This window comes from Muricoccus vinaceus (assembly GCF_042433125.1).
In the GTDB taxonomy this organism is placed as follows: domain Bacteria; phylum Pseudomonadota; class Alphaproteobacteria; order Acetobacterales; family Acetobacteraceae; genus Roseomonas; species Roseomonas vinacea.
In genome coordinates this window covers 103685-127344 of sequence record NZ_JBHLVZ010000002.1, presented here as the reverse complement: position 1 = coordinate 127344, position 23660 = coordinate 103685, and the positions used below count along the sequence as shown (strand labels likewise).

33 protein-coding genes and 2 tRNA genes are annotated in these 23660 nt (G+C 69.8%); 20 read left to right on the top strand and 15 right to left on the bottom strand.

All coding sequences use genetic code 11. From position 1 onward, the window contains the following. Positions 1 to 196 precede the first annotated feature (196 nt). The gene (locus ACFFIC_RS02335; RefSeq protein WP_377048439.1) at positions 197 to 1063 is read right to left on the bottom strand and encodes an N-formylglutamate amidohydrolase; all 867 of its coding nucleotides are present in this window, start codon (positions 1061 to 1063) and stop codon (positions 197 to 199) included. Between the two features lie 202 nt (positions 1064 to 1265). On the opposite strand from ACFFIC_RS02335, the gene ACFFIC_RS02330 reads away from it, so the two are divergent. Further along, positions 1266 to 1340 (top strand) — tRNA-Val (locus tag ACFFIC_RS02330). Between the two features lie 138 nt (positions 1341 to 1478). Next, complete coding sequence (locus tag ACFFIC_RS02325) at positions 1479 to 2501, top strand: SAM-dependent methyltransferase (RefSeq protein ID WP_377048438.1); 1023 nt, start codon at positions 1479 to 1481, stop codon at positions 2499 to 2501. A gap of 18 nt (positions 2502 to 2519) precedes the next feature. On the opposite strand, the gene tyrS is transcribed toward ACFFIC_RS02325, so the two are convergent. Next, positions 2520 to 3791 (bottom strand): tyrosine--tRNA ligase, encoded by a 1272-nt coding sequence (gene tyrS / locus ACFFIC_RS02320; RefSeq protein ID WP_377048437.1) that lies wholly within the window; start codon positions 3789 to 3791, stop codon positions 2520 to 2522. A 56-nt stretch (positions 3792 to 3847) separates the two neighbouring features. Here tyrS and ACFFIC_RS02315 point away from each other — a divergent pair, with 56 nt between their 5' ends. Next, positions 3848 to 4954: an anhydro-N-acetylmuramic acid kinase gene (locus ACFFIC_RS02315; RefSeq protein ID WP_377049252.1), complete on the top strand. Its 1107-nt coding sequence runs from the start codon at positions 3848 to 3850 to the stop codon at positions 4952 to 4954. Positions 4955 to 5025: 71 nt separating this feature from the next. Here ACFFIC_RS02315 and ACFFIC_RS02310 read toward each other — a convergent pair whose 3' ends face one another. Beyond that, entirely contained in the window at positions 5026 to 5694 is a 669-nt protein-coding gene (locus tag ACFFIC_RS02310) for an alpha/beta hydrolase (RefSeq protein WP_377048436.1), read from the bottom strand. Positions 5695 to 6060: 366 nt separating this feature from the next. On the opposite strand from ACFFIC_RS02310, the gene ACFFIC_RS02305 reads away from it, so the two are divergent. The 8 genes from ACFFIC_RS02305 to ACFFIC_RS02270 all read left to right on the top strand — a co-directional run bounded on the left by ACFFIC_RS02305 (position 6061) and on the right by ACFFIC_RS02270 (position 11792). Then, a complete protein-coding gene (locus ACFFIC_RS02305) occupies positions 6061 to 6612 on the top strand; it encodes an Rrf2 family transcriptional regulator (protein ID WP_377048435.1) in 552 nt (183 codons plus the stop codon). Then, positions 6612 to 7691 (top strand): cysteine desulfurase family protein, encoded by a 1080-nt coding sequence (locus tag ACFFIC_RS02300; RefSeq protein ID WP_377048434.1) that lies wholly within the window; start codon positions 6612 to 6614, stop codon positions 7689 to 7691. Before ACFFIC_RS02305 ends, ACFFIC_RS02300 begins: the two co-directional genes overlap by 1 nt. Positions 7692 to 7743: 52 nt before the next feature. Beyond that, positions 7744 to 8928 (top strand): cysteine desulfurase family protein, encoded by a 1185-nt coding sequence (locus tag ACFFIC_RS02295; protein ID WP_377048433.1) that lies wholly within the window; start codon positions 7744 to 7746, stop codon positions 8926 to 8928. A gap of 35 nt (positions 8929 to 8963) precedes the next feature. Continuing rightward, a complete protein-coding gene (locus tag ACFFIC_RS02290) occupies positions 8964 to 9290 on the top strand; it encodes a ferredoxin family 2Fe-2S iron-sulfur cluster binding protein (protein ID WP_377048432.1) in 327 nt (108 codons plus the stop codon). Further along, complete coding sequence (gene tenA, locus ACFFIC_RS02285; RefSeq protein ID WP_377048431.1) at positions 9287 to 9985, top strand: thiaminase II; 699 nt, start codon at positions 9287 to 9289, stop codon at positions 9983 to 9985. Before ACFFIC_RS02290 ends, tenA begins: the two co-directional genes overlap by 4 nt. Then, positions 9982 to 11094, top strand: a complete 1113-nt coding sequence (mnmA, locus tag ACFFIC_RS02280) for a tRNA 2-thiouridine(34) synthase MnmA (protein ID WP_377048430.1) — start codon at positions 9982 to 9984, stop codon at positions 11092 to 11094. Before tenA ends, mnmA begins: the two co-directional genes overlap by 4 nt. Positions 11095 to 11123: 29 nt before the next feature. Continuing rightward, a tRNA-Met gene (locus tag ACFFIC_RS02275) sits at positions 11124 to 11200 on the top strand. A gap of 151 nt (positions 11201 to 11351) precedes the next feature. Further along, positions 11352 to 11792, top strand: a complete 441-nt coding sequence (locus ACFFIC_RS02270) for a hypothetical protein (RefSeq protein WP_377048429.1) — start codon at positions 11352 to 11354, stop codon at positions 11790 to 11792. A 42-nt stretch (positions 11793 to 11834) separates the two neighbouring features. On the opposite strand, the gene ACFFIC_RS02265 is transcribed toward ACFFIC_RS02270, so the two are convergent. From ACFFIC_RS02265 to ACFFIC_RS02210, 12 genes are all read right to left on the bottom strand, one after another. Then, positions 11835 to 12872 carry a tyrosine-type recombinase/integrase gene (locus ACFFIC_RS02265; protein WP_377048428.1) on the bottom strand — a complete coding sequence of 346 codons (1038 nt, stop codon included), beginning with the start codon at positions 12870 to 12872 and terminating at the stop codon, positions 11835 to 11837. A gap of 177 nt (positions 12873 to 13049) precedes the next feature. Beyond that, positions 13050 to 14048 carry a hypothetical protein gene (locus ACFFIC_RS02260; protein WP_377048427.1) on the bottom strand — a complete coding sequence of 333 codons (999 nt, stop codon included), beginning with the start codon at positions 14046 to 14048 and terminating at the stop codon, positions 13050 to 13052. After that, positions 14045 to 14968 carry a PD-(D/E)XK nuclease-like domain-containing protein gene (locus ACFFIC_RS02255; RefSeq protein WP_377048425.1) on the bottom strand — a complete coding sequence of 308 codons (924 nt, stop codon included), beginning with the start codon at positions 14966 to 14968 and terminating at the stop codon, positions 14045 to 14047. Before ACFFIC_RS02255 ends, ACFFIC_RS02260 begins: the two co-directional genes overlap by 4 nt. Positions 14969 to 15076: 108 nt before the next feature. Beyond that, positions 15077 to 15685: a hypothetical protein gene (locus ACFFIC_RS02250; protein WP_377048423.1), complete on the bottom strand. Its 609-nt coding sequence runs from the start codon at positions 15683 to 15685 to the stop codon at positions 15077 to 15079. Next, positions 15682 to 15945 carry a hypothetical protein gene (locus ACFFIC_RS02245; protein ID WP_377048422.1) on the bottom strand — a complete coding sequence of 88 codons (264 nt, stop codon included), beginning with the start codon at positions 15943 to 15945 and terminating at the stop codon, positions 15682 to 15684. The genes ACFFIC_RS02250 and ACFFIC_RS02245 overlap by 4 nt, the downstream gene beginning before the upstream one ends. Next, the gene (locus ACFFIC_RS02240) at positions 15942 to 16313 is read right to left on the bottom strand and encodes a hypothetical protein (RefSeq protein WP_377048421.1); all 372 of its coding nucleotides are present in this window, start codon (positions 16311 to 16313) and stop codon (positions 15942 to 15944) included. Before ACFFIC_RS02240 ends, ACFFIC_RS02245 begins: the two co-directional genes overlap by 4 nt. Continuing rightward, a complete protein-coding gene (locus ACFFIC_RS02235) occupies positions 16313 to 16828 on the bottom strand; it encodes a hypothetical protein (protein ID WP_377048419.1) in 516 nt (171 codons plus the stop codon). The genes ACFFIC_RS02240 and ACFFIC_RS02235 overlap by 1 nt, the downstream gene beginning before the upstream one ends. Positions 16829 to 16831: 3 nt before the next feature. Continuing rightward, a complete protein-coding gene (locus tag ACFFIC_RS02230; RefSeq protein WP_377048417.1) occupies positions 16832 to 16978 on the bottom strand; it encodes a hypothetical protein in 147 nt (48 codons plus the stop codon). A gap of 223 nt (positions 16979 to 17201) precedes the next feature. After that, positions 17202 to 17627: a helix-turn-helix domain-containing protein gene (locus tag ACFFIC_RS02225; protein WP_377048416.1), complete on the bottom strand. Its 426-nt coding sequence runs from the start codon at positions 17625 to 17627 to the stop codon at positions 17202 to 17204. Positions 17628 to 17695: 68 nt separating this feature from the next. Next, complete coding sequence (locus tag ACFFIC_RS02220) at positions 17696 to 17926, bottom strand: hypothetical protein (RefSeq protein WP_377048415.1); 231 nt, start codon at positions 17924 to 17926, stop codon at positions 17696 to 17698. Further along, entirely contained in the window at positions 17923 to 18375 is a 453-nt protein-coding gene (locus ACFFIC_RS02215; protein WP_377048414.1) for a protease-associated domain-containing protein, read from the bottom strand. Before ACFFIC_RS02215 ends, ACFFIC_RS02220 begins: the two co-directional genes overlap by 4 nt. A gap of 144 nt (positions 18376 to 18519) precedes the next feature. Beyond that, on the bottom strand, positions 18520 to 18798 hold the full coding sequence (locus ACFFIC_RS02210; RefSeq protein ID WP_377048413.1) for a hypothetical protein: 279 nt from the start codon (positions 18796 to 18798) through the stop codon (positions 18520 to 18522). Between the two features lie 89 nt (positions 18799 to 18887). Here ACFFIC_RS02210 and ACFFIC_RS02205 point away from each other — a divergent pair, with 89 nt between their 5' ends. The 9 genes from ACFFIC_RS02205 (at position 18888) to ACFFIC_RS02165 (ending at position 23289) form a co-directional block, all read left to right on the top strand. Beyond that, positions 18888 to 19091, top strand: coding sequence for a hypothetical protein (locus ACFFIC_RS02205; RefSeq protein WP_377048412.1), 204 nt, complete (start codon positions 18888 to 18890; stop codon positions 19089 to 19091). A gap of 297 nt (positions 19092 to 19388) precedes the next feature. Further along, positions 19389 to 19871: a phage regulatory CII family protein gene (locus ACFFIC_RS02200; protein WP_377048411.1), complete on the top strand. Its 483-nt coding sequence runs from the start codon at positions 19389 to 19391 to the stop codon at positions 19869 to 19871. Next, complete coding sequence (locus ACFFIC_RS02195) at positions 19868 to 20041, top strand: hypothetical protein (RefSeq protein WP_377048410.1); 174 nt, start codon at positions 19868 to 19870, stop codon at positions 20039 to 20041. The genes ACFFIC_RS02200 and ACFFIC_RS02195 overlap by 4 nt, the downstream gene beginning before the upstream one ends. Beyond that, entirely contained in the window at positions 20038 to 20259 is a 222-nt protein-coding gene (locus ACFFIC_RS02190; RefSeq protein ID WP_377048408.1) for a hypothetical protein, read from the top strand. The genes ACFFIC_RS02195 and ACFFIC_RS02190 overlap by 4 nt, the downstream gene beginning before the upstream one ends. A gap of 98 nt (positions 20260 to 20357) precedes the next feature. Next, positions 20358 to 20654 carry a hypothetical protein gene (locus ACFFIC_RS02185; protein WP_377048407.1) on the top strand — a complete coding sequence of 99 codons (297 nt, stop codon included), beginning with the start codon at positions 20358 to 20360 and terminating at the stop codon, positions 20652 to 20654. Beyond that, positions 20651 to 21256: a GapR family DNA-binding domain-containing protein gene (locus ACFFIC_RS02180; protein WP_377048406.1), complete on the top strand. Its 606-nt coding sequence runs from the start codon at positions 20651 to 20653 to the stop codon at positions 21254 to 21256. The genes ACFFIC_RS02185 and ACFFIC_RS02180 overlap by 4 nt, the downstream gene beginning before the upstream one ends. 2 nt (positions 21257 to 21258) lie before the next feature. Continuing rightward, positions 21259 to 21624: a RusA family crossover junction endodeoxyribonuclease gene (locus ACFFIC_RS02175; protein ID WP_377048404.1), complete on the top strand. Its 366-nt coding sequence runs from the start codon at positions 21259 to 21261 to the stop codon at positions 21622 to 21624. Continuing rightward, complete coding sequence (locus ACFFIC_RS02170) at positions 21621 to 22064, top strand: hypothetical protein (protein WP_377048402.1); 444 nt, start codon at positions 21621 to 21623, stop codon at positions 22062 to 22064. The genes ACFFIC_RS02175 and ACFFIC_RS02170 overlap by 4 nt, the downstream gene beginning before the upstream one ends. Beyond that, on the top strand, positions 22054 to 23289 hold the full coding sequence (locus ACFFIC_RS02165) for a helicase RepA family protein (RefSeq protein WP_377048401.1): 1236 nt from the start codon (positions 22054 to 22056) through the stop codon (positions 23287 to 23289). Before ACFFIC_RS02170 ends, ACFFIC_RS02165 begins: the two co-directional genes overlap by 11 nt. Positions 23290 to 23660 lie beyond the last annotated feature (371 nt).

The window sequence follows — 23660 nt, the reverse complement described above, 5'->3', positions numbered from 1 at the left end:
TGGTGCGATGCGGAATCTCCCTTGCGAAACCCTGGTGCGGGACCTACGTTGTGCATCGCAGCGACGCCTTACTTGCGTCGTTGTCTTTCTTGGACGTTTCCTCCCTAAACTCGGCGGTGCCTCTGGCACCGCCTCTTTTTTTGCCCGCTGTCCCGCCCGGTGCCCGGCCATGGCGCCCAGGCCGCGATGGCACGGGTCAGCCCTTCAGGAAGCCCCAGTCCGCCGAAACGAGCGTGGCCATCAGCCGCTCCATGTCGGCCCGCAGCGTCACCATCCCCGGAAGGCGCTGGATGCGCCGTTCATCCATGTAGAGGCTCCGGGCGATTTCCAGCTGGATCACGTGCACCCCCTCCCGCGGGCGCCCGTAATGGCGGGTGACATAGCCCCCGGCATAAGGGTCGTTGCGCCGCAGCCGGTAGCCGAGGCCCGAAAGCGCCCCCTCCAGCATGCGGGTGGCGCGCGGGGCGGCGGCGGTGCCGTGCGCGTCGCCCAGGATCATGTCCGTCGCGCGCCCCGTTTCGCCGGGGAAGGAGGGCATGGAGTGGCAATCGATCAGGAGGCAGCCGCCGAAGCGCCGCGTGGTTTCCCGGATCAGCCCGGACAAGGCGGCGTGATAGGGCTCCCACAGGCCCCTCACGCGGTCGGCGGCCTCGTCGAAGGACAGGCGGCGGCGATAAACGGCCTCCCCGCTCGCCACCACCCGGGCGATGGTGCCCAGGCCCGCGCCGACGCGCGGCGAGGCGCTGTTCACGAAATCCGGCAGCGGCCCGTCGAACATGCCGGGATCCAGTTCCCACGGCTCGCGGTTCGCGTCGCAATAAACGCGGGGGAAGGTCGCGGCGAGCAGGGGAACGCCAAGCGCTGGGGCGCCGGCGAAGAGTTCCTCGACGAAGCCGTCCTCCGAACGGCGGAGGGAGACGGGATCGAGACGGCTGTCGGCCAGGAAGGCGGCGGGGTAGTGGCGGCCGGAATGCGGGGAGGCGAAAATCAGCGGCGCGGCCTGCTGCGCCGGTCGGTGCAGCAGGAAGGGTGGTGGGGCATCGGCCTCGGCGGAGGCCTTCATCGGGAGATCCATCTCCATCCGAATCACCACAGCCGGGCGCAACTGTCACGCGCGCTCACGCACGCACCGCGCGCTGCGGCCCGGCCGGGCCAGATCCGGTGCGGCGAAGCGGCGCCCCGCCGGTGCGTCTCGAGGCTTGTCCTCGGCGGAAGGCCGCGCTAAAGGGCCGCCACCGGCGCGGCGCGCCGGTTCCCGGACGGATGGGCGCATAGCTCAGCGGGAGAGCACCTCCCTGACACGGAGGGGGTCACAGGTTCAATCCCTGTTGCGCCCACCATCCGCCCTCGCCACTCCGCGGATCGCGGTGACAATGCCCGGACGTGGCGCAGGGCGCTCACGATATCTCGACCTGACGCGGGTGGCCGATTAAGATCGGCCGATGCACGAAAATTCCGTTCCGGACCGGACCTGAGCCGTGCCGCCCTCCGCGCGCCCGTCCGAGTCCCTCCTGCCGCCCGAAGCCGTGGTCTGGGCCTTTCGCCTTCTGCTGGGACGTGAACCCGGCGAGGAGGAACTGGACCGGCACCGCCGTCATGCCTCGCCCGAGGCGCTGCGCCGCGCGCTGGTGCCGGAAACCTATGCCGCGCCGCTCTGGCTCCTCGCCCCGCCGGCCTCCACGCTGGTGCCCTGGATTTTCGAGCCACCCCGCCTTTCCCGGCCCACCAGCCAGCTCTGCACCGCCTCGCAGTTCGACGAGCCCGATTATGCCGCCTGGTGCGCGACCATCGCCGAGGCACCGCGCCCGCACCGCAAGCAGTGGGAGTTCTGCTGGATCCTGGCCGCCCTCCGCGCCGCCGACGCCATCCGCCCGGGCGCCCGGGCGCTCGGCTTCGGCGTGGGCACCGAACCGATCCCGGCCATGCTCGCCTCCCACGGCGTGGAGGTGGTGGCGACCGACGCGCCGCCCGAGATCGTCGCCGAACAGGGCTGGGGCAGCACCCACCAGCACTCCGAGGACCTGACGCGCCTCCACCGGAGCGAATTGCTGGAAGAGGCGGAGTTCCGGCAGCGGGTCACCTTCCGCCCCGTGGACATGAACGCCATCCCCCGCGACCTCCGGGGCTTCGATGCCTGCTGGTCCTCCTGCTGCTTCGAGCACCTGGGTGGCATCGCGCCCGGCCTCGACTTCGTGGAGAATTCGCTCGAGACCCTGCGCCCGGGCGGCGTCGCGGTGCACACCACCGAGTTCAACCTCGGCTCCAACGAGCACACGCTCGAGACGCCGGGGCTGAGCTATTTCCGGCGCCGGGACATCGAAGGCCTGCTGGAACGCCTCGCCGCGCGTGGGCACGCCGTCTGGCCGCTGAACCTGCATCCCGGCGACAGCCCGCTCGATGCTTACATCGATACGCCGCCCTATGCGCTGCCGCACATGAAGATCGAGGCGCTCGGGCAGATCAGCACCTCGATCGGCATCGTGGTGCAGCGGGCGGGCTGAGCGGCCGGCGCGCCGCTCTCAGGCGGGGCGCACCAGCACATGGCGCTTGCGGCCCGCGGAGAGCTTGGCCGCGCCGTCCCGCAGGTCCTCCGCCGTGACCTCGCGCGCGGGGTCGCTCACCGCCTCGTCGTTGAGGCGCAGCCCGGATTGGCCGATCAGGCGCCGTGCCTCGCCCTTGCTGGCCGCGAGCCCCGCCGCGACCGCGAGGTCCAGCAGGCCGGCGGGCAGGCCGGCCGTGATGGAGGGCAGGCTTTCCGCCGCCACGCCCTGCTCGAAGGTGGCCCGGGCGGTGCCCGCCGCCGCCTCCGCGGCCTCGCGCCCGTGCAGCAGCGCTGTGGCCTCGGTGGCCAGGATCTTCTTGGCCTCGTTCACCTCGGAACCCCGAAGCGCTGCCAGGCGCTCCGTTTCCCCGACCGGCATCTCCGTGAACAGGCGCAGGAAGCGGCCGACATCCGCGTCCTCGGTGTTCCGCCAGAACTGCCAGTAGTCATAGGGCGAGAGGCGGTCGGGGTTCAGCCAGACGGCGCCCGCCGCGGTCTTGCCCATCTTGGCTCCCGATGCGGTGGCGAGCAGCGGAGTGGTCGCGCCGAAGACCTCGGCGGCGTCGATGCGGCGGTTGAGCTCCACGCCCATGACGATGTTTCCCCACTGGTCGCTGCCGCCCATCTGCAGGGCCACGCCGTGACGCCGGCGCAACTCCAGGAAGTCGTAGGACTGGAGGAGCATGTAGTTGAATTCGAGGAAGGACAGCGGCTGGTCGCGGTCCAGGCGAAGGCGGACGCTGTCCATGGTGAGCATGCGGTTGACGCTGAAGTGCCGGCCGACGTCGCGCAGGAAGGGGATGTAGGCGAGGCCGTCCAGCCAGGCGGCGTTGTCCAGCATCAGCGCGTCCGTGGGGCCCTCCCCGAAGCGCAGGAAGGAGGCGAAGGAGCGGCGGATGCCGGCCTTGTTCTCCTCGATCTTCTCGGCCGTCAGGAGCTGGCGGCCCTCGTCGCGGCCGGAGGGGTCGCCGATCTTGGTGGTGCCGCCGCCGATCAGCGGCACGGGCTTGTGCCCGAGCCTTTGCCAGAGGCGCAGCAGCATGATGGGCAGAAGGTGGCCGACATGCAGGCTGTCGGCCGTGCAGTCGAAGCCGACATAGGCGGGCAGCGGGCCTTGAGCCATGCGGGCGGCCAGCCCGGCCTCGTCCGTCACCTGATGGATATAGCCGCGCTGGCGCGCCAGGTGGAGGAACTCGCTGGTGCTCCCGAGGGGGCTCCCGGAGGTAGTCTCGGCGGTGGTTTCGGACATCGCGGCGTTTATCGGACCTTGCAAAGCGCCCCGCGCCTAGCACAACTGCCGCCATGCTGCGAACCATCGGCCTGATGAGCGGAACCTCCCTGGACGGGGTGGACGCCGCCTATGTGGAAACGGACGGGGAGCGGATCGGGCGCTTTGGCCGCACGCTGACCATCCCCTATCCGGCCGGGCTGCGGCGGGATCTCCGGGGCCTGCTGGACGCCGCCCCCGCGCTGCACGCGGAGGGACGCCTCGCCGATCACCCGGCCCTGCTGGACTGCGCCCGCCGGTTGACCGAGCACCATGCCGAGGCGGTGGCCGCGCTGAATCTGCCGGCGGACCTGATCGGCTTCCATGGCCAGACCATCCTGCACCGTCCGGCCTCGCGCCCGGGGGAGCGCGGCCACACCTGGCAGATCGGCGACGCCGCCCTTCTCGCCCGGCGGACGGGGGTGGAGGTGGTGCACGACTTCCGCTCCGCCGACGTGGCGGCGGGCGGGCAGGGGGCGCCCCTGGTGCCGGTGTTTCACCGCGTGCTGGCGGAGGCGCTGCCCCGGCCGGTGGCCATCCTCAACCTGGGCGGCGTGGGAAACGTGACCTGGATCGGGCGCGACGGGTCCCTGGTCGCCTTCGACACCGGCCCGGCCAATGGCCCGCTGGACGACTGGGCGATGCGGACAACCGGCCAGGACTGCGACAGGGACGGGCTGCTGGCGCTTTCGGGGAAGCCGGACGGGTCGGTGCTGGCGCGCCTTGCCGTTCACCCCTACCTGGCCGCGCCGCCGCCGAAGTCCCTGGACCGGCTGGATTTCGACCGGGCGATCCGCGAATCGGGGGCCGGTGCGCTTTCCCCGGGGGATGGTGCGGCGACGCTGGCGGCCTTCTGCGCGGCCTGCGTGGCCGCCGCGGCCCGTCACTTCCCGGAACCGCCGTCCCAGTGGCTCGTGGCCGGAGGCGGGAGGCGGAACCCGGCGCTGATGCGGGCTCTGGCGGCGGTGCTGGACGCGCCGGTCCGGCCCGCCGAGGCGGCGGGGTGGGACGGCGACGCGCTGGAAGCCCAGGCCTTCGGCGTTCTGGCCGCACGTGTGGCGCGCGGCCTGCCGCTGACCTTTCCCGGCACCACCGGCGCGCCGCGCCCGATGACCGGCGGGCGGCGGGTCGCGGCCTTCGCCTGAACGCGGGCCTGAACGGAAAGGGGCGGCGCCCTTGCGGTGCGCCGCCCCCTGTTACGCCGGCATGCGCGGGCTCAGTCGGCCGCCATCGACATCCGCGCGCGGTTCAGCACGGTCATCACATGGTCTTGCGTGGCATCGGCCACGCGCGCCGTCTGCTCGGGGGTGAAGACGTGGGTCGCGCCCTCCATCACCCGGTAGTCGATCTTGATGCCCTTCTGGGTGTTCAGCTTGTCCACCAGCTTCCGCACGGAAGGCTCGGGCACCAGCTCGTCGGCCTCCCCGTGCAGGATCAGGCCGGAGCAGGGGCAGGGGGCGAGGAAGCCGAAGTCATAATGGCTGGCCGGCGCCGCGATGGAGACGAAGCCGCCCATCTCGGGCCGGCGCATCAGCACCTGCATCCCGACATAGGCGCCAAAGGAATAGCCGGCCACCCAGAGCATGGAAGCGGCAGGGTTCACCGCCTGCAGGAAGTCCAGCGCCGCCGTGCCGTCGGAGATCTCGCCGATGCCGCCGTCATAGCGCCCCTGGCTCTTGCCGACGCCGCGGAAGTTGAAGCGCAGCGTCGAGAAGCCCATGAGGCGGAAGCGCTCGTACAGGGCGTGCACCACCCGGTTGTTCATGGTCCCGCCATGCAGCGGATGGGGGTGCAGTATCAGGGCGGTTGGCGCATTGGGCTGCTTGGCGTGGTGGTAGCGACCCTCGAGCCGACCGTCAGGGCCAGCGAACATGACCTCGGGCATCATCACCTTCCGCCCCCGAAGGGGCGTTCTTCTGGGGTAGGCCGGACCCGGCTAAGGGGCCGCCCCACCAGTTTTCTCTACACCGGCACCCCGACCGCCCCGCAGGGCGGTTCCCCGGCGGAGCGGGTTCCAGCCGCGCCCCAACCGGGAGGCCGCGGGCGGAGCCCGGTCCGCCGGATGGACACAAGGCCGGAACGTTCCGCCGAGGAGCCATCCCGCACCGAATGGGGTGGCCAGCAACGACGGGGGCGCGTCCGAACCGGGTTCCGGGGGTGCCATCTGCCCCCCGCGACCTTTCGGTGCGAGCGACAGTCGCAATATAGGCAGCGGCGGACGGGATTCATAACCAAAACATGGCATGCCCTCATGAATCGCTCTGCATGGCTGCCGCCCGCGTCGGTCCAGCCGCCCCGTGCGCGCCGGGGCGGCGGGGCTGAGATGCGGCTTTCCACCAGGGGTCGCTATGCCGTGATGGCTTTGACGGAGATGGCGCGGCGCGGCCTGGGGCAGACCCAGGGCGCGCCCGTGGCACTGGCCGAGATCGCCCAGGCACAGATGCTGTCGGTGGCCTACATGGAGCAGCTTTTCGCGCGGCTGCGGCGCGCCGGGCTGGTGCGCTCGGCGCGCGGCCCGGGTGGAGGATACCGGCTGAGCCGCCCGGCCGGCGCGATCACGGTGGCCGAGATCGTCGAGGCGGTGGACGACACGATCGCCGGCGGTGCCGAGGCCGCCGAAACCCCGGACATGCCGCCCGACCAGCGCGACCTCTGGCGGGAGCTGGGCGAGCAGGTGCGCTTCTTCCTCTCGGCCATCACCCTGCAGGACGTGGTGGACGGACGCACGCTGGGCCGCGCCGTCCCGGTGCCCGGCGCCGACGATCCATCCAGGGCTTCGCCCAGCGGCAAGCAAGGGGGCTGATGACACTATACCTGGACGCCAACGCCACCGAGCCGCTGCGCCCGGAGGCACGGGAGGCGGCCATCGCGGCCATGGAACTCCTGGGCAATCCATCCTCCGTCCACGCCGAGGGCCGTGCGGCCCGGCGGGTGCTGGAGGAGGCGCGGGCACGCGTGGCCGCGCGCTTCGGAGGCGCGGCGCGGGACGTGGTCTTCACCTCGGGTGGCACGGAGGCGAACGCCCTGGCCATCGCCTCGCTTCGCAGGGGGCGGCGGGTGCTCGTCGGAGCGACGGAGCACCCGGCGGTGCTGCGGGCGGCCGAAGGGGCGGAGGTGCTGCCCGTGCTGCCCGACGGCACGCTGGACCTGCCGGCGCTGGAGCACGCGCTCTCGGCCGGCGATCCCGCGCTGGTCTGCCTGATGGTCGCCAACAACGAGACCGGGGTGCTCCACCCGCTGGAGGAAGCTTCCGCCCTCTGCGCCCGGCACGGCGCCTGGCTGCACCTCGACGCCGTGCAGGCCGCGGGCCGCATTTCCCTTTCCTTTGGCGGCAGCGGCGCGCGGAGCATGGCCGTTTCCGGGCACAAGCTCGGCGGACCCAAGGGGGCGGGGGCTCTTCTGCTGGCCCCCGGCCAGGATCTGGCGCCGCTGATCGCCGGCGGTGGACAGGAGCGCGGGCGGCGCGGCGGCACGGAGGCACTGCCGGCCATCGCGGGGCTCGGCGCGGCGGCGGCGGCCGCCGATCCCGCGGCCGCCGCGCGCCTCGCTCCCCTGCGAGACGCGATCGAGGCGGCGCTCGGTCTCGAGGCCGCTGGCAGCGGTGCGCCGCGCCTGCCCAACACCACCTGCCTCCGCCTGCCCGGCGCCGCAGCCGAGACGCAGGTGATCGCCCTGGACCTGGAGGGGGTGCGGGTCTCGGCCGGCGCGGCCTGTTCCTCGGGCAAGGTGGCGCGAAGCCCGGTGCTGGAGGCCATGGGCCTGGGCGAGGGAGCGGGGGAGGCGATCCGCGTCTCCCTCCCCTGGAACGCGCCCGCGGACACGGCCGAGCGCTTCGTCGCGGCCCACCGCGCCGTGCGGGCCCGGCTGCGCCCGAAGGGCTGACCCGCGCGTGCGGGGCCTCGTTCGGAGGGGATGAATCCCCCATCTTCGGGGAATGACGGATGCCGCGAACCGCCCCGCCTATCTCGACAACCACGCCACCACGCCGCCCGACCCGCGCGTGCTCGCCGCCATGCGCCCCTGGTGGGAGGCGAACTTCGCCAATCCCGCCAGCATCGAGCACGCCATGGGCCGTGAGGCCGAGCAGGCGGTGGAGGCGGCCCGAGGCCATGTCGCGGCCCTGATCGGGGCGGAGGCGCGGGAGGTGGTGTTCACCTCCGGGGCCACGGAGTCGAACAACCTGGCGATCAAGGGCGCGGCGCGCTTCGCCGCGGGCCAGGGCACGGACCGACGCCGGGTGGTCACCCTGGCCACCGAGCACAAATGCGTCCTGGAGAGCGTGCGCGACCTTGCGGCCGAGGGCTTCGAGCCGGTGCTGCTCCCCGTGCGGCCCGACGGGCTGCTCGACCCGGAGGCGCTGCGCGGGGCGCTTTCCGTGCCGACCCTGCTGGTCAGCGTCATGGCCGTGAACAACGAGACCGGCGTGGTGCAGGACATCGCCGCCCTGGCGGCGCTGGCCCGGGGGGCGGGGGCGCTGTTCCACACGGACGCGGCCCAGGCCGCCGGGCGCATCCCGCTGGACGTGGCGGCGATGGGCCTCGATCTTGTCTCGCTTTCCGCCCACAAGCTTTATGGTCCCAAGGGGATCGGGGCGCTCTACGTTCGGCGCCGCCCCCGTGTGCGCCTCGCCCCGCTCTTCTCCGGCGGCGGGCAGGAGAGGGGGCTTCGCTCCGGAACCATGGCCACCCCACTGGTGGTCGGCTTCGGGGAGGCGGCGCGGATCGCGCGTTTGGAAATGGCGCTGGACGAGGGACGGATCGCCGGGCAGCGGGACCGCTTCCTGGCGGCGCTGGAGGCGGGAATACCGGGGTTTCGCGTGAACGGCGACCGCGCGAGTCGGGTGGCCGGCAACCTCAACATCACCCTGCCGGGCGGGGTGGACGCCCAGGCGGTGATGGCGGCCGCCCCGGGGGTCTGCGTTTCCACCGGCAGCGCCTGCTCCTCCGCCAGCGTGGAGCCTTCCTATGTGCTGCGGGCGCTGGGCCTGCCGGAGGCGGAGGCACGCGCGACCTTGCGGATCGGCATCGGCCGCTTTACCTCGCCCGCCGAGGTGGACCGGGCGGCCGCGGAGCTTTCGCGCGCCTGGGATGGTGTCCGGCGCCAGTTGGCCGCGGAATAGGCGCGGCCTTCCGGCGCGCGGAAAGGGAGAGATCGATGCCGAAGATGACCTTCGTCGAGCGGGACGGGAAGCGGCGCGAGGTGGAGGCCCCACTCGGGCTCTCGGTGCTGGAGATTGCCCACAAGCACGGCGTGGACATCGAGGGCGCCTGCGAGGGGAGCCTCGCCTGCTCCACCTGCCACGTCATCGTGGACGGAAGTTGGTTCGGCAAGCTGGAGACCCCGACCGAGGACGAGGAGGACATGCTCGACCTCGCCTTCGACCTGCAGGAGACGAGCCGGCTGGGCTGCCAGCTGATCATGACCCCCAAGCTGGACGGGCTGGTGGTGAAGCTGCCCGCCGGCAGCCGGAACGCGGGATGAGCGGGGCGCCCGCCTCCGTCCCTTACGGCCGGGAAGGCGGGCTGTTCCGCGCGCTGCGCCTGGCGGCGGCGCGGGAATGGGATGCCTATTGCTGGCACCCCTTCGTGCAGGGGCTGGCGGAAGGAACGCTGCCCCTGGCCGCCTTCCGGCGCTATCTCGTGCAGGACTACCTCTTCCTCGTGCAGTTCGCCCGCGCCCAGGCGCTGGCGGTGGTGAAGGCCGAAAGCCTGGAGGCCATGCGCACCAAGGGTGCCGTGGTGCAGGCCATCCTGGACGAAACCAAGCTTCACCTCGTGTATTGCCGCGAATGGGGCCTGGACGAGGCAGCGGTGCTGGCCGAGGCGGAGGCGCCCGAAACCGTGGGGTACACCCGCTGGGTGATGGACCAGGGCCTGCGCGGCGACATCCTCGACCTGGAGGTGGCGCTGGCCCCCTGCACGATCGGCTATGGCGAGGTCGCCATGCGGATCGAGGCGCATCCTGGCCGGGTGCGAGACGGCAATCCCTATGAGAACTGGATCGTGCAGTACGCGGGTGCCGACTACCAGGCAGTGGCGCGCGGCGCGGCGGCGCGGCTGGACGCGCTGGGCGAGACCCATGGCGGGCAGGCGCGGCTGGCCTCCCTGTCCCGGCTCTTCGCGGAAGCATCGCGGCTGGAGTCGGACTTCTGGCAGATGGGGCTGAACGCCACATGAGGATCATGGTCGCCATGTCCGGCGGCGTGGACAGCAGCGTCGTGGCCGGGCTCCTCGCGGGGCAGGGCCACGAGGTGATCGGCGCCACCCTGCAGCTCTACGACCACGGTGCGGCCGTGCAGAAGAAGGGGGCCTGCTGCGCCGGGCAGGACATCCACGACGCCCGCGACGTCGCGGACCGGCTGGGAATCCCGCACTACGTGCTGGACCGCGAGAGCCGCTTCCGCGAGGCCGTGATCGGCGACTTCGCCGACAGCTACGCGCGCGGCGAGACGCCGATCCCCTGCGTGCGCTGCAACCAGACCGTGAAGTTCCAGGACCTCGTGGCACTGGCCCGCGACCTCGGCTGCGAGGCGCTGGCCACCGGCCACTACGCCCGCCGCGTGGAGGGACCCGGCGGCCCGGAGCTGCACCGTGCCGCCGATCCCGCGCGCGACCAGTCCTATTTCCTGTTCGCCACCACCCGCGGCCAGCTCGCCTTCGCGCGCTTCCCGCTCGGCGACATGCCCGACAAGGCCTCGGTGCGGCGGGAGGCCGTGCGGCTGGGCCTGGCGGTGGCCGAGAAGCCCGACAGCCAGGACATCTGCTTCGTGCCGGAGGGGCGCTACCACGACCTTGTCGCCCGGCTGCGGCCAGAGGCGGCCGAGGGCGGGGAGATCGTGGACAAGGAGGGCCGCGTGCTGGGCCGCCACCAGGGGCTCGCGCGCTATACCGTGGGGCAGGCCCGCGGCCTCGGCCTGCCGGGGGAGGCCGGCCTGCGCGTGGCGTCGCTGGATGCCGCGCGGCGCCGGATCGTCGTGGCGCCCGCGGCCTCCATTCCCGTGCCGGAAGTGACCGTGGGGGAGGTTAACTGGCTCATCGACCCGCCCGCCGCGCCCTTCGCGGCCTGGGCCAAGTTCCGCGCGCGGGAGGTGCCGCAGCCCGTGCTGGCCGAGTGGGATGCCGCCGCGGGGCGGCTGGCGGTGCGCCCGGAGCAGCCCGTGATTTCCGCGCCCGGCCAGGGCTGCGTGCTCTATGACGGCGACCGCGTTCTGGGCGGCGGCTTCATCCGGGCGCCGCGAGGCGCACGCGCGCGCGATGTGGTTGACAGTTCGCTGCCGGCGGCATAGTTCCGCGACCCCGGCAGGTGGCTTGCTCTGGCGGGGTAGCTCAGCTGGTTAGAGCACGGCACTCATAATGCCGGGGTCACCGGTTCAAGTCCGGTTCCCGCTACCACTAAAAAGGCCACCTGCCGGGGTTTTCGCTGCATTTTCACCCTCAGAGGTCGGTACGGATCGGAGCGCTCTGGCGCGACCGGGTGCCGTATCAGGAGAGTGAACTGGGCACAGATTGGGCAGTAGCCCCCTTACAAGGAGGAGCGTTCCCCTTGGCTCGTAAGCCGCCAGGTCAACCGGGACTGCCGCCGATCACGAGTGCTGCTGATCGTGAGGCAGAGTTGCAGAACTACGAAAACCTTGTGCTGCGAGTGGTCGACCAGCTGGAATGGTCGCTTGTCTACAAAGAACAGAACGATGGATCGAATCTTTGTAAGGGCACCTGCTCCATCAGCCCATCAGAGCTGCGGAGGGCAGGAGGAAACATCTCGTTCGCGCGAGGTGGTATGTACAACATTTCCTCTGCATTTCTTCGGAGCCCCACCTTCGTACCTGTCGCCGTGCCAGTGGTGATGCTGGGTGATGGATCTCCGGAGTATCTACCCGGCTGGAGGGTCACGCCGACCGCAGAGCAAACCCTTGTTGAGTGGGTCTTGGAAGTTCTGGATGAAGAGGGGTTTCGCGACGTCGATTGGGTCGGGCCAGTTCTCTAAGTAGTAGATGCAGCGTGGCCTTGGGACTGGGACAGCATCCACCTACTTCATTTTTTGGATTGCTTCTCGAAGATGGGAGGCATTAACCGCCCCATACCTCTCTACCATGGCGAGACTGGCCCATCCGCCGAGCTTCATCAGGGTGAATAGGTCCACCCCGCCCATCACCATCCGGGCGGCCCAGTCATGACGCCAGTCATGAACCCGGAAGTCCTGGATCTTGGCCGCACGGCAGGCTGTGTAATGGGCAGAGCGGAGCGGATTCCCGCCCTTGTCCGTCGTGTCCTCGTAAGGTTTGGCTCGGCTGGAGAGGAATACCGGCCCGGCCTCGGGCTTCCCCGCCGCGTGCCACATACCCCAGAGCAGCATGAAGACGCGCCAAGTCATCGGCACCGGACGGCCCTTGCGGGTCTTCGTCTTCTTGCCCCCGCGTCGCACCCGCGCGCGAATCGTCTCCGTCTCAAAGGTCACGTCTCGCCAGTCTAGGCGAAGCACCTCCTGGGTCCGCATGCCTTGGTCGGCCAGCAGTAGGGCAGGGCAAGCTGCATGGGGGTTGTAGGCGGCCAGGAGGCGGGCCCTCTCCTTCGAGGTCAGCATGGCCACCCGTTCGTCCTTCTCCACCTTCACGGCGGGCAGGATTGGCGCGGTGATGCCCTTCTCCGCGCAGCCGTACCGGACGGCCGCCATCAGCAGGGCGCGAGACCGGACAATGGTGCCAGGGGCGTGCTGGGGGTGGGCGGCCTTCCAGACGGCCCAGGCGTCCCGCAGGGCGTCCAGGCTGTAGCTGCCGATCGCCTCATAGATCGCCAGCAGCTTGGCCGTATCGAGAAGAGCCACCCCCTTCTCGCGCTTGTTATAAGCCGTGATGCAGTCGGCTATGGTGAGGCTGCGCGTCCGACCGGCTGGCCCTTCGATGTGCTCCGCTCGGATTCGGGCTTCTTCGTTCGCCCCAACCGCTTCAGCATCAGCTCGCGTCCGGCATCCAGTGCTGAACTCGCGGACGGTGATGGTCTCCTTCCCAACACGGACAGTGCCGCGCGCGTGCCAGGTCTCTCCACGTCGGCGGAGGGTGAGCGCCATTCCAAAGCCCTTAGAACCCGCGCCATCATGTCGGGAGTGAGAAGAAGGGTGCGACCGCGAAGGACGGCTCGCAAGCTGGGGTCCTTCTCCATCGCGCGGACGAGGTGCCGCCGGGCGGTCTTAGCGCTGGTCAGCCCCAAGGAGGCGGCCAGGTCATCCATGGTGCGCAGGGAGGGTTCAGGCATCTGCAGCCTCCCCCAGCTTGCTCGCGATTGCCTTCTGCAAGGCCATCACCTCGTCGCTGTGCTCGCCGGCGTACTCGCCCATCAGCGGGCCATTCGCCTCCCGCAGCTTTCGGAGTGCATCGGGTGGGGCCTCTCGCACCGCGCGGTCCCACCAAGTGCGCCAGCCAGCAAAGTCGCGGAAAGGCACTGCCATGCCGTCGGATCGCAGCGCCTGGAATGCAGGGGCCGCGCCGGTGCCGCGCATGACCTCCATGAAGGCCGCACCCATGGCCTCGTCCACCTGGGCGCCCTCGCCGAAGATGGCGCGGTGGTCCGCGTCGATCTTGCAGGGCTGGCCGTGGCTGATGATCCCCTGACCCTTTGCCGCGTCGAGCAGAAAGGAGGTGGTCATCTCATAGGGAAGCTCGGCGTGAATCACGGGCTGCCAGCCGACCGACTTGATGGCCGCGCCCTGCTTCTCCGTCAGCTCCCGCGCGCGGCAGGCGAAGATGATGGGAATCCGTCGCTGCAGGAAGGAGTAGAGGGCTTCCTGCCGATCAAGGGACGGCGCTCGCCGCGCGCTCCAGCGCACCTTCTCCCGCTCGCCCTCGTCCTCCACGTCGAGGTCCGCCTGGAACCTCTTCTTTTTCGCGAGCATGCGGTCGACCTCCTCTTCCACCCACGCGCGGTGACCGCCCGGGCCGACGTGACCCATCGAGGCGCTGTCGATCACCAGCGCGTCGGCGCCCTGCACCTCGGCTTCCTCGGCGAAGTCCGCGATCCGGGACCAGCGGAAGGGCGGCTCCATCCGGAGCATGTCGAACCGGTGGAACTTCGCGAGGGTTGAGAGCCGGCCTGCCTCAGTGTCGAGGGCGAAGATCCTGCCATTCGGCCCGACCATGCCGCGCGCCAAGCGGAAGGCAGAGAAGCTTTTCCCTGTGCCGGTGCCGCCAGAGATCATAACGAAGATTGGCGCTTGGCCGGTCTGGGCCGGGCGGAAGGATACCGTCACGCGAAGGGCACTCCTGTTCTGAGCACCCGGGCTTCCGAGTGCATGTAGCCGCGCTTGCGGGTCACCTTCCGATCCTCCAGCGCCGCAAGCTCCCAGCTGCGCGCCTCGGCGTGGCAGATGCGGGTCGGGTACCCCGGCCACCGGTTCTCCCGGAGGCTCCAGGCCCAGGCCTCCATGGCGCGCTCCACCGCGTCCTCGGCGATGGCCATGAGGTCGGGCGCGAGCTGCATGACGGTCACGCCGTAGGGTGGCTTCTGCTCGGCGACGATGAAGCGGAAGGCGCGCGGCCGGCGGCCGAGGGCGCGGGCGCCGCGCAGGTAGAAGGCCGCCTGCAGGGCGTAGCCGTCGGGCAGCAGCTTCTTCGACCAGGTGTCCGGGTGCGCGCTGCCTGTGGTGGTCTTCAGGTCATCCAGGAAGGCGGCGCCCAGCCAGTCCACCCTCGAGCGGCACCAGATCGGGCCCCAGGGTGTCTCCTCCTGCCAGGCCATCACCGCCTCCGGCACGCCGTCGGTGAAGGCGTCCGCGGCCTCGTGCACCGCCAGGTTCTTCCGCACGGATGAGGCGCACTCCCACAGCTCGGCTGCCTTCTCCTCCAGGAGAGGGATGCGGCCGGCTGCCCGGCTGGCGTCCCGCGCCGCCTGTGCGACCTTTGTCCGCCAGTCGGGGAAAGGGTGCCCGTCGATCATGTCCCGCCCCTCAATGATGAGGGCGTGCAGGGCGGTGCCCACCTCCTGCGCCTCCGTGCTCGCGCCGGCGTCGTGGTCCGGGTTCAGCCGCGGATGCGCCGCCCAGGCGTGCAGGGCGCTCTGGGTCTCCAGCTTGTGGGCAATGCTGGCGGACAGGCTGGGGGCGGGGCAGGGGTCGGCATGGTATGCGGCAGCCGGGACGTCCGGGTACGTGCCGGGTTCGATGATCCTCACCTCAGGCTCCCAGCAGGTAAAAGGTGGCGATCAGCAGTGCGGTACCGCTGGCGAAGGCGGCCGCTCCGCCGAGGATCGCGCCGATGGCTCGCAAGACGTCGGCGGCCCTCATCCCCAGAGCACCGCGGCAAGGCAGATGGCGAGCAGGCCGGCGAGCCCGACGCCCAGGACAGCGACACCGACCACATCCGAGGCTCGGTAAACACCGAGGCGCTGGGCGTAGGTCATGCGGCCCTTCCCGCGAGCTTGAAGCGGGGTGAGCAACAGCAGTGCTGCGGCCAGGATGAGGGCGCTGCCGGGCTCGGGTACCGAGACGAGCGGCGGCAGCAGCGGAAGGGTGACCACCAGCGATTCGGTGGACACGCTCTCTGTCACCAGCGCGATCTCGACCGGCTTCTCCGGCGCCAGCGCAACAGGGCCGACGATCGGTGCCTGGTCTCCGCCGAACCACTCGCCGGTGTGCTCGTCGTAGTAGGGCAGCGCGCCGAACCCGTTCAGCCACACGATGTCAGGCAGGATGTACTGGTCGCCGATCGGGCCACCGGCCGGACCGTGCGGCACGTAGATCAGCGGCTGGGTGAAGTCGGTACCCATCAGCTGGTCCACCGTCGCGACCGGGACGTTGCCGGCACGGCAGTCGTCCCGGTGCACGTTCTTCGAGACTCCGTCGATGCAGCGCAGGCACCCACGAACGAACATCCAACGGCAGCCGGTCATGGCGCGCGCCCCATTGCTTGGTTGAAGGCCCGCTCAGCCGCGAGCAGCGCCTTCTCCACGCGCGCCGTCTGGAAGTAGTCGACCCAGCTCAGCGTCGGGTGCGTCGGCTCGAATGCGACGGCCTCCACCTGGTCCGCGATCCGGCCGAGCATGCGGCCGATCGACGCATTGGCGTCGGCCTGGGCGGTCGGCAGTTCGCCCGCGGTGAAGGCGCGGTCCTCGGCAAGCGTCGCGCCGGGGAAGCGGGGGAGGGCGCTCATGCGCGGCGGCCCTCGACCGCGTCCGCTGCCGCCTTGATCGCTGCGTGGGAGGCGAAGGGCAGGCCCGGCATCCCCATGGCAGCTCGGCGCACGGCCTCGTAGTTCGAGCGGTCCTGCGGCGGGCTCGTCTTAGGCAATGGCGCGACCGGCTTTCCAGGCGCGTAGAGGTCGAGGCGCCAAACAGACCCGCGACGGTCGCTGAACCTGGAAGGCCGGCCGTTCACCGCTGCGGCGATGGCGGCGCAGACCGTGTCCATGGCGCTGTGCGAGCGCAGCCAGTTCTCAGCGCTGCCGAAGCTGACCGAACCGGCATCGGGGCCGGAGATGACCTCGCCGCGCAGGGTGGGGGAGGTGAGGCGGAGCACCATCAGCCGCGCCTCCCGCCCAGCGCCGTCGGATCCTTCACCCGGTCTGACACTGGGACGTAGGCCGGGCGCCCGTTCGCCGGCGGTTCGGCCATGCGCGCCCGGGCTGCGTCGGCGGCCGCCTGCGCACCAGCGATGCCCGCGCGCTGCGGGGCAGCCCAATCGGGCAGGGTGACGATCAACGCGCCATCCTCGACGGTGTGCTGCGCCAGCTCGGCGCGCTTCGTGTCCGGACTGGCGGTCCAAGCGAAGTCGATGGAGGCGCCGGTGGACTTCGGGCCTGTCTTGCGGATCTTGATCTGGCCGTCAGCCGAAAGCCGCAGCCGCCCCGTTTCCGGGTCATGCTGGACGCGCGCCTGGCCAACCTGCGGCCAGCCGAGTTCGGCCAGTAGAGGGCCGCTTATGCCTACACACAGGCGAGCGGAACCGTTCTTAAAGCTGCGGCGCGCGACCGTTACGCGGGGATCACGCCCGCCGCTAAGGCCGCGAGGAGTAGGGAGGATGTCGATCCAGGGCATGCCTCAGCCCCCCAGCACGACAGCCAGGAACACAAGGAGCATGGCCACTGCGAACATCAGCGCGCCTCCGCAGAGGATGGCCAGCAGCGTGGGCATCGGCACCCCGTCTGGAATGTCGTCTTTCGGGTAGCAGGCGGGATGACGGGGCACTGGCTTGGTCCCTCACAACCGGGGCAGGGTGCCCTGCGGTGTGGGGTAAAGTATTACCCGACGGATTGTGTGGGCAAGGAAAAACTTTACCCGTTCAGGAAATTGTTTACCCGGCTTCGGTGGGGGCAACTCTCAACTTGCGACTCTGTTCCCAATTTGTTCACAATGGGTCTAGGAATCGGAGGACGTTGTGGCGAGTGAGAATCAGCCGAAGGGTGCGGTGCTATACCTCTTTCCGGCCCGAGGGCGCTTCGTCACTCGGAACCAGAGAAAGCCGGAACTTTATAAACTTGAGGACTTCGACACGGTCTTCTTGCGCCAACTGCTCCCAGGACCTGAGAAGGAAGTGTGTCAGGCTATCCTGGCTGAGATTGTTCGGATCGGACGTAAAGCCGACCATGTCTCGACTGGCGGTGCCATCAAGAAGGGCTTGCACCGGCACCTTTAGGTGCTTCGCTAAAGCTAGGACTGTGCTGCCCTTCGGGTCCTGAGACACCCCGTTGATGATGTGCTGAACAGCTTTTTCGCTGAGGCCGATATCCTTCGAGAGCTGCCTCATACTCGCAGCGTCGGCAATCAATCGTGCAAGAGCCCGACCGACCGGCCCGGGCTCCTGCGGTTCTTCATCTTGTCGCGTTGTCTTCGTCACCTGGCATTGATCGCCCAAAGGCTGAGGCCACGCGCGGGTAACGTTTTCCCTTGTAGTCGGGTAAATCATTACCCATACTGCCCAGTATGGCGACCCGAGAACACTTCCTCAGCACTGTCGAGGCATTCTGCCGCGCCGCCGGTTTGTCGGAGCGACAGCTTGGTGAGGTCGCCGTGAAAAACCCGAAGATCATCGGGCGTATCCGGCGGGGCGATCACGTCACCACAGACACAATAGAGCGGATCGAAGCGGTGATGTGCAGCCGCTGCGAAGGCATGGCCGCTTGATGGCTGCATCATCTCCCCTGCGCCCTGCGACGATCCACGTCGCGGAGGGTCGCTACCGCGCTGTCCCAGAGGCGGAGATTCTCAGCGTGGGCGGGCAGCTTGGCCGCATCGGCGCAGAACTTCTCCCGTCCAGCGAGAGCAACCTCATCCATTGTTCGCCGCTCGACGGCGTTGGAGAACCGGGCGGCGTCAGACGTGCTGTAGCCGCTGTTCGTCAGCACACTCATGGTCAGGCGGGTTACATCCTGACCCCAGGCCTCATCGCGCCAGCCGCATCGGGGTGCGCTGACGCCGAAACCGGCTCCGATGATGAGCGTAGCGTCGTCCATCTGACTGAGCTGCCGCATCAACTGGCGCTCCAGCACATCCGGCGAGATCTCGGGGGCAGAGGTGCCACTCTGGCCGGCGGCAGGGGTGGCAAGCAGCAGCGTTGCAAGCGCAAAGGTGGCAGATCGGCGCATCGGTTCCTCCCGGCCGCGGACCACTCCGCGAGGCTGGGGAGCGTGGCGCCCACCGCCCAGTCCGGCAACATATCGTCGCTCCAGGACGCCGCCTGATGCGCGCCGGATACCCAGATCAGATATGGATGGGTGAGCGGCTCGTCCCTAGTCGTTCCGAATGGCTGACGCCATGAACTCCGTGGCGATCTCATATCCGTCTGCTCGGTCGTGCTGGCCCTTGGCTTCTAGGCTCGCAAGCACATCCGGCATCTCGGATTCCAGCGTCTTCGCCAGCTCGTGCTGGTACTTCAGCGCAAGCTGTGGATCGCTCTTCGCTAGGGCCAAGGCGATGTTTTTGCCGAAGCTCGCAATGGCGAAGCAGATTGCGTCCACCCGCCCCCTGATCTCCTCCAGGTCGCGGCGCAGGCTCTCGGGCTTGTCCATCCATCTTCTCCATGCGGGTCGGGGGACTGGCATGGTGAGGGACGGCGGTCGGGGCGGCAACGCTCCGGCCGCCGGGCTGGGGACCTGAGATGGCCACTCTCCCCCTGCACGCCCTGGAGGCCTGGGCCGAGGAACTGGTGATCGGCCCGCGGCATCCCCGCCGTGACGTCGTCTCCGACATCCGCCGTCGCTGCCTGCTCATGGTCAGCACCCACCGGCGGGCGGCCGCGGCCTACAATCTCCCCGAGGACTGGCCCTTCTGCGCCATGGCTCCGCAGCGTGCGCCGCGATGAGCGAGCGGGGACTCTTCCAGGGGTTGCGGTACGGGCTGCCGATCTCCGTGCTGCTGTGGGTCGTCATCTGGCTCGTCATCAGCACCTTGCTGGTCTTCACCGAATGAGCGCGGCCGAAACGCGACGGCCAGACCGGCTGCCTGGCGCCATGGAGCCCTGGGCGCCCGGCTATCCCTCGGCCGTGTTTCCGCCCCTGGCCTGTCTGAAGGCCGGCGCCGTCCAACCGCTGTCGATCGCTTCGCATGCCGACAGCCTCTCCCTTTCCGCCGCACCGGTCATTTGGAAGGTGTCCAACTCGTGACGAAGTCGGATCCATACGCGGGGCTGAAGTCCCTGTTCCAGGCGTTGTGCCAGCGGGTGGGTGGCTTGGACGCTGCAGCCGCATGCACGCGGGTCCGGCGCGCCCAGCTCGGGAACTACGGCAATCTGAACATGCCGGAGATCTTCGCGCCGGTGGACGTCGTCCTCGAGCTGCAGGCCATCACCAAGGATCCGATCGTCACGGCAGAGATGGCCCGCCTGCAGGGGTACGCCCTCGTTCCGGTCGAGGCTGTGGCCGAGGGCGAGCTGGCGGCGCTCCTGGCCAAGGTGGGGGCTGAGAGTGGGGCGGTCTTCCAGGAGTTCGCGCAGGCGCTCGGCAACGATGGCCAGGTGGACTCGGCCGAGCGCACGGCGATCGCTCGCAAGCTCTCCGACCTGCTGCGCGTGACACACGCGGCCCTCGGCTACTGCCATCCGCGCCCGGCACCGGTGCCCGCCGGCGATCGGGGTGCGGCATGACGAGCGAGACGCGCGCGGCGCTCGCGCCCTTCCACTCTCTGAACGAGGTAGAGGAAGCCAGGATGATGCTGGCCGCCGGAAAGACCGGCCGCGCCATCGCCGCCTGGTTCGGGATTGAGATCGGCCGTGTGGGCGAGTGGGTGGTCCGCCAGCGCGAGACCGCCGCATGAGCCGCTGCGACGCCAACCTGATGCTGGGCGGGCACCCTCGTCCAGCCGCGCCCGGGGCCAGCCCCTCCGGTTCCCCAGCCGGTGGCCTCGGGCGCCCCCTGACCCTCGTGCACCGCAGCCGCGCCATGTTCATCGCGCCGCGCCGGTGCGAGTTCTGCGCGGACGAGTTCTTCCCGCACGACCACTCCGACCGCTGCGACTGGTGCCGGCCGGCATGAGCGACGCACAGATCCCCTTCCGGGCTGGGGGTTATCAGCCCGGGTTTGTTTCCTCCCTAAACTCCCCGGGCGCCGGCGGTGTCGGCGCCCGGGACTTTTTGAGCGAGGGAACCGCGGCTGGTCACGCCGACCGGTTGGCTGGCGGTGCGACCTACCGCGACATCGCGCAGGACGAAGGCCTTGCCTACGGCACGGCGAGGATGCGCTGCCGGCGGGCTGGGCTGCGGTCGAAGCACAAGGGGCGGCAGCCCGACGCCGCCACCGCCAAGCGCATCGCTACCGCCCGCGCCATGTACGCCCAGGGCTGCGACAACGACGACGTGGCCCACCGGCTCGGCATGAAGAAGCCCGCCGTTCGCATGATGCTGATGCGCGCCGAGCGGGCAGGGCGGTGAGCCTCGGCCCCGCCACGGTCGAGGCAACCTGGGACCGCAACGGTGGCACCCTCGTGGCCGCAGACCGATCGGTGCCCGTCGCCCGCACCGCGCGCGGCCTCGATCGCGCCATCGATGAGCTGCTGCGACAGCTCCACGCCGCCGGCGCCCGTCCGCGCCGGGTAGCGGTGCGCGACCCGCGCGGCACCCTTCGCCTTGTTCACCAGATCCCTGCAGGAGAACCAGCCGCCATGTCCCGACGCCGGTCCGATGACGTGCGCACCACCCTGTCCGTGAATGGGGGAGAAGAGATCGACGTCACCGATGCTCTGAATCGCGTCGGCGCCAACGCCGACCTGCGATCCTTCTTCAACCGGGCAGTGACCCTGGAGGAGGAGCGGAGGGACGCGGCCAAGGCCGTCAAGGAAGTCCTCGAGGAAGCCAAGAGCGCCGGGTTCGACAAGAAGGCGCTGTCCCAGCTGCTCAAGCGGCACTTCGAGGACGAAACCCAGCGCGCGGCGCGCGAGGCCACCGAGATGGCACGCGACCTGATGGCGCGTGCTCTTGGCGAGTTCGCCAGCACGCCCCTGGGCGACGCCGCCATGGCGTCGGCGAGCGCCTGACCATGGAGGGCTCCGCCGACATAACTCTGCTGCTGCCGGAGCCCCCCTCCACGAACCGTATGTGGCGGAACGTGGTGATCGGCGGTGCCCCCCGCACCCTGAAGGCTAAGCCCTACCGGGAGTGGCTGGACGCCGCCGCGCGGGTCGTCGCCGAGCAGTCGCACGCCGACCGGATCGAAGGTGGCTACCGGATCCGCATCACCGCGCCCAAGCAGCGCCGCGACCTCGGAAACAACGAGAAGCCGATCAACGATCTGTTGCAGGCCGCCGGGGTGGTGCGGGATGACAAGGCCTGCGAGGTCATCACCATCCGCCGGGACCTGGCGCGGGAGCTAGGCCACCTCCTCGTCGAGCTCTGGGCCGTATGAGCAAGCCGCCTGGACTCGGCACCCTCTGCAGCACCTATGGTCTCCTTGTCGCCCAGGGCGTCGTGGAGCGCGAGGACGCCTGGGAAGCCGTTTGGACAGCATGCCGGCAGGCCGGGTCGACCGAGGCCGACCGGCTTGGCTCGCCGCTGCGCATCGGAACCGCCCAGCAGGTCACTGAGGCCGCGCTCCGCTGGGAGCTGGCCCGCGGCAAGGCCGAGCACGCGATCCGGAAGGCGATCGGAAGCCTGATCTCCGAGTGGGCTGAACCGACCGCGATCCTGGCCCGGGCCCATGAGGTGAACCACGCACACGCCGGGCGGGACCTCGCTGGGCAGCACATCGGCCCGCTGCTGGCGAAGGAGGTACGCGCCATCGTTTCCGAAGAGGTGGCCTGGTGGCTGCGCCGTCAGCCCGGAAAGAAGCGCCGCCATGTCCGCTGACCCACTGGACGCCTACGCCGCCCTGCGCGCGCGCGCGGCCCAAGCAAGCGGATTGCATGTCGTGCACGACGCGAGCCCCCTGACGATCAAGCCCGCCTCCCTCCGCCGTGGCGCGGCCATCCCGCCGCGCGAGTGGCTCTACGGCTACCAGCTCGTGCGCCGGTACATCACAGTGCTGGTCGCCCCCGGTGGGGTGGGGAAGACCTCGTACAGCGTCGTGGTGGCGCTCTCCGTCGCCGGCGGGAAGGGCCTGATGGGCGACTGGGTGCATGCCCAGGCCAACACACTGTGCTGCGGCCTCGAGGATCCCGAGGACGAGTTCGACAGGCGGGTCGCCGCGGCGATGGATCACTACAACCTGGACGATGAGCACCTGGCAGGGCGGCTCTTCATCATCAGCGGCCGGGAGCGCCGCCTGGTCATCGCCGCCCTCGACGCGGATGGCATGAGCATCGCCTACCCCGACAAGGACGCGCTGGTCCGTCTCATCCGGGAGAACAACATCGGCTTCCTGGTGGTTGACCCCTTCGTCAACAGCCACGAGCTGGAAGAGAACAGCAACCCGCACATCAACGCCGCGGCCCGTGCCTGGGCCGAAGTGGCCGACGCGACGGGCTGCGCCATCCTGCTGGTCCACCACACCCGTAAGGGAGCCATCGCCGGTGACGCTGACGGGGCCCGTGGCGCCTCCGCCCTTATCGGCGCGGCCCGGGCTGCCATGACGCTCACATCTATGTCCCCTGAGGAGGCTGAGTCCTTCGACATCCGGGAGGACGCCAGGCGGCTCTACGTCCGGCTGGACGACGCCAAGTCGAACCTGGCGCCACCGGCTGGTAAGGCGCGCTGGTTCCACCTGGCCAGTGTGGCGTTGGGCAACGAAACGCCCGCCTACCCGAAGGGCGACAATGTCCAGGTGATTGAGGCCTGGGAGCCACCCGACGTATGGAAGGAGCTCTCCGTCGCCGATCTCAATGCGATCCTGGACCGCATCGCCGCCGGCAACGGCCAGGGTCAGAGGTTCAGCGGCTCCCGTCGAGGCCGTAGCAACACGCGCTGGGCTGGCAACGTCGTCATGGAGATGTTCGACGTCGAAGAGGGGCAAGCCGGCAAGGTCATCAACGCTTGGCTCAAGAGCGGCCTGCTGGTCGAGGGTGAATACAGCGATCCGGTCACGCGCAAGAAGGCTCAGGGCGTGACTGTCGACCACTCGAAGAGGCCCGGTTGATGCGCGCGAATACGCACACGAATTGGCGCGGAATTGGCGCACCGAAAATGCTCCGAGGGGTGCTTTGCGCCAATTCGCCCTCCCCCTTCGGGGGGAGGGCGTATGAATTGGCGCAGCACCCCCACCCCGAGGGCGGAATTGGCGCGGGAATTGGCGCACGAATTGGCGCAAACCGGGGGCTCGCATGATGGCCGGCGGGCGTGCCAGGCGCGGCCGTTCGGCGTGTCCCTTCACCCCGGTGTTCCCCCCGACGCCGGTGGAGCACCGCCGCAAGATCGTAGCCGAGCCCTGCCACTTCGACGCTGGCCGCTGGCAGCGCATGCAGCTCCTGGCGGGGACGATGATCGCGACGATGCGGGCTGCCGAAAGAG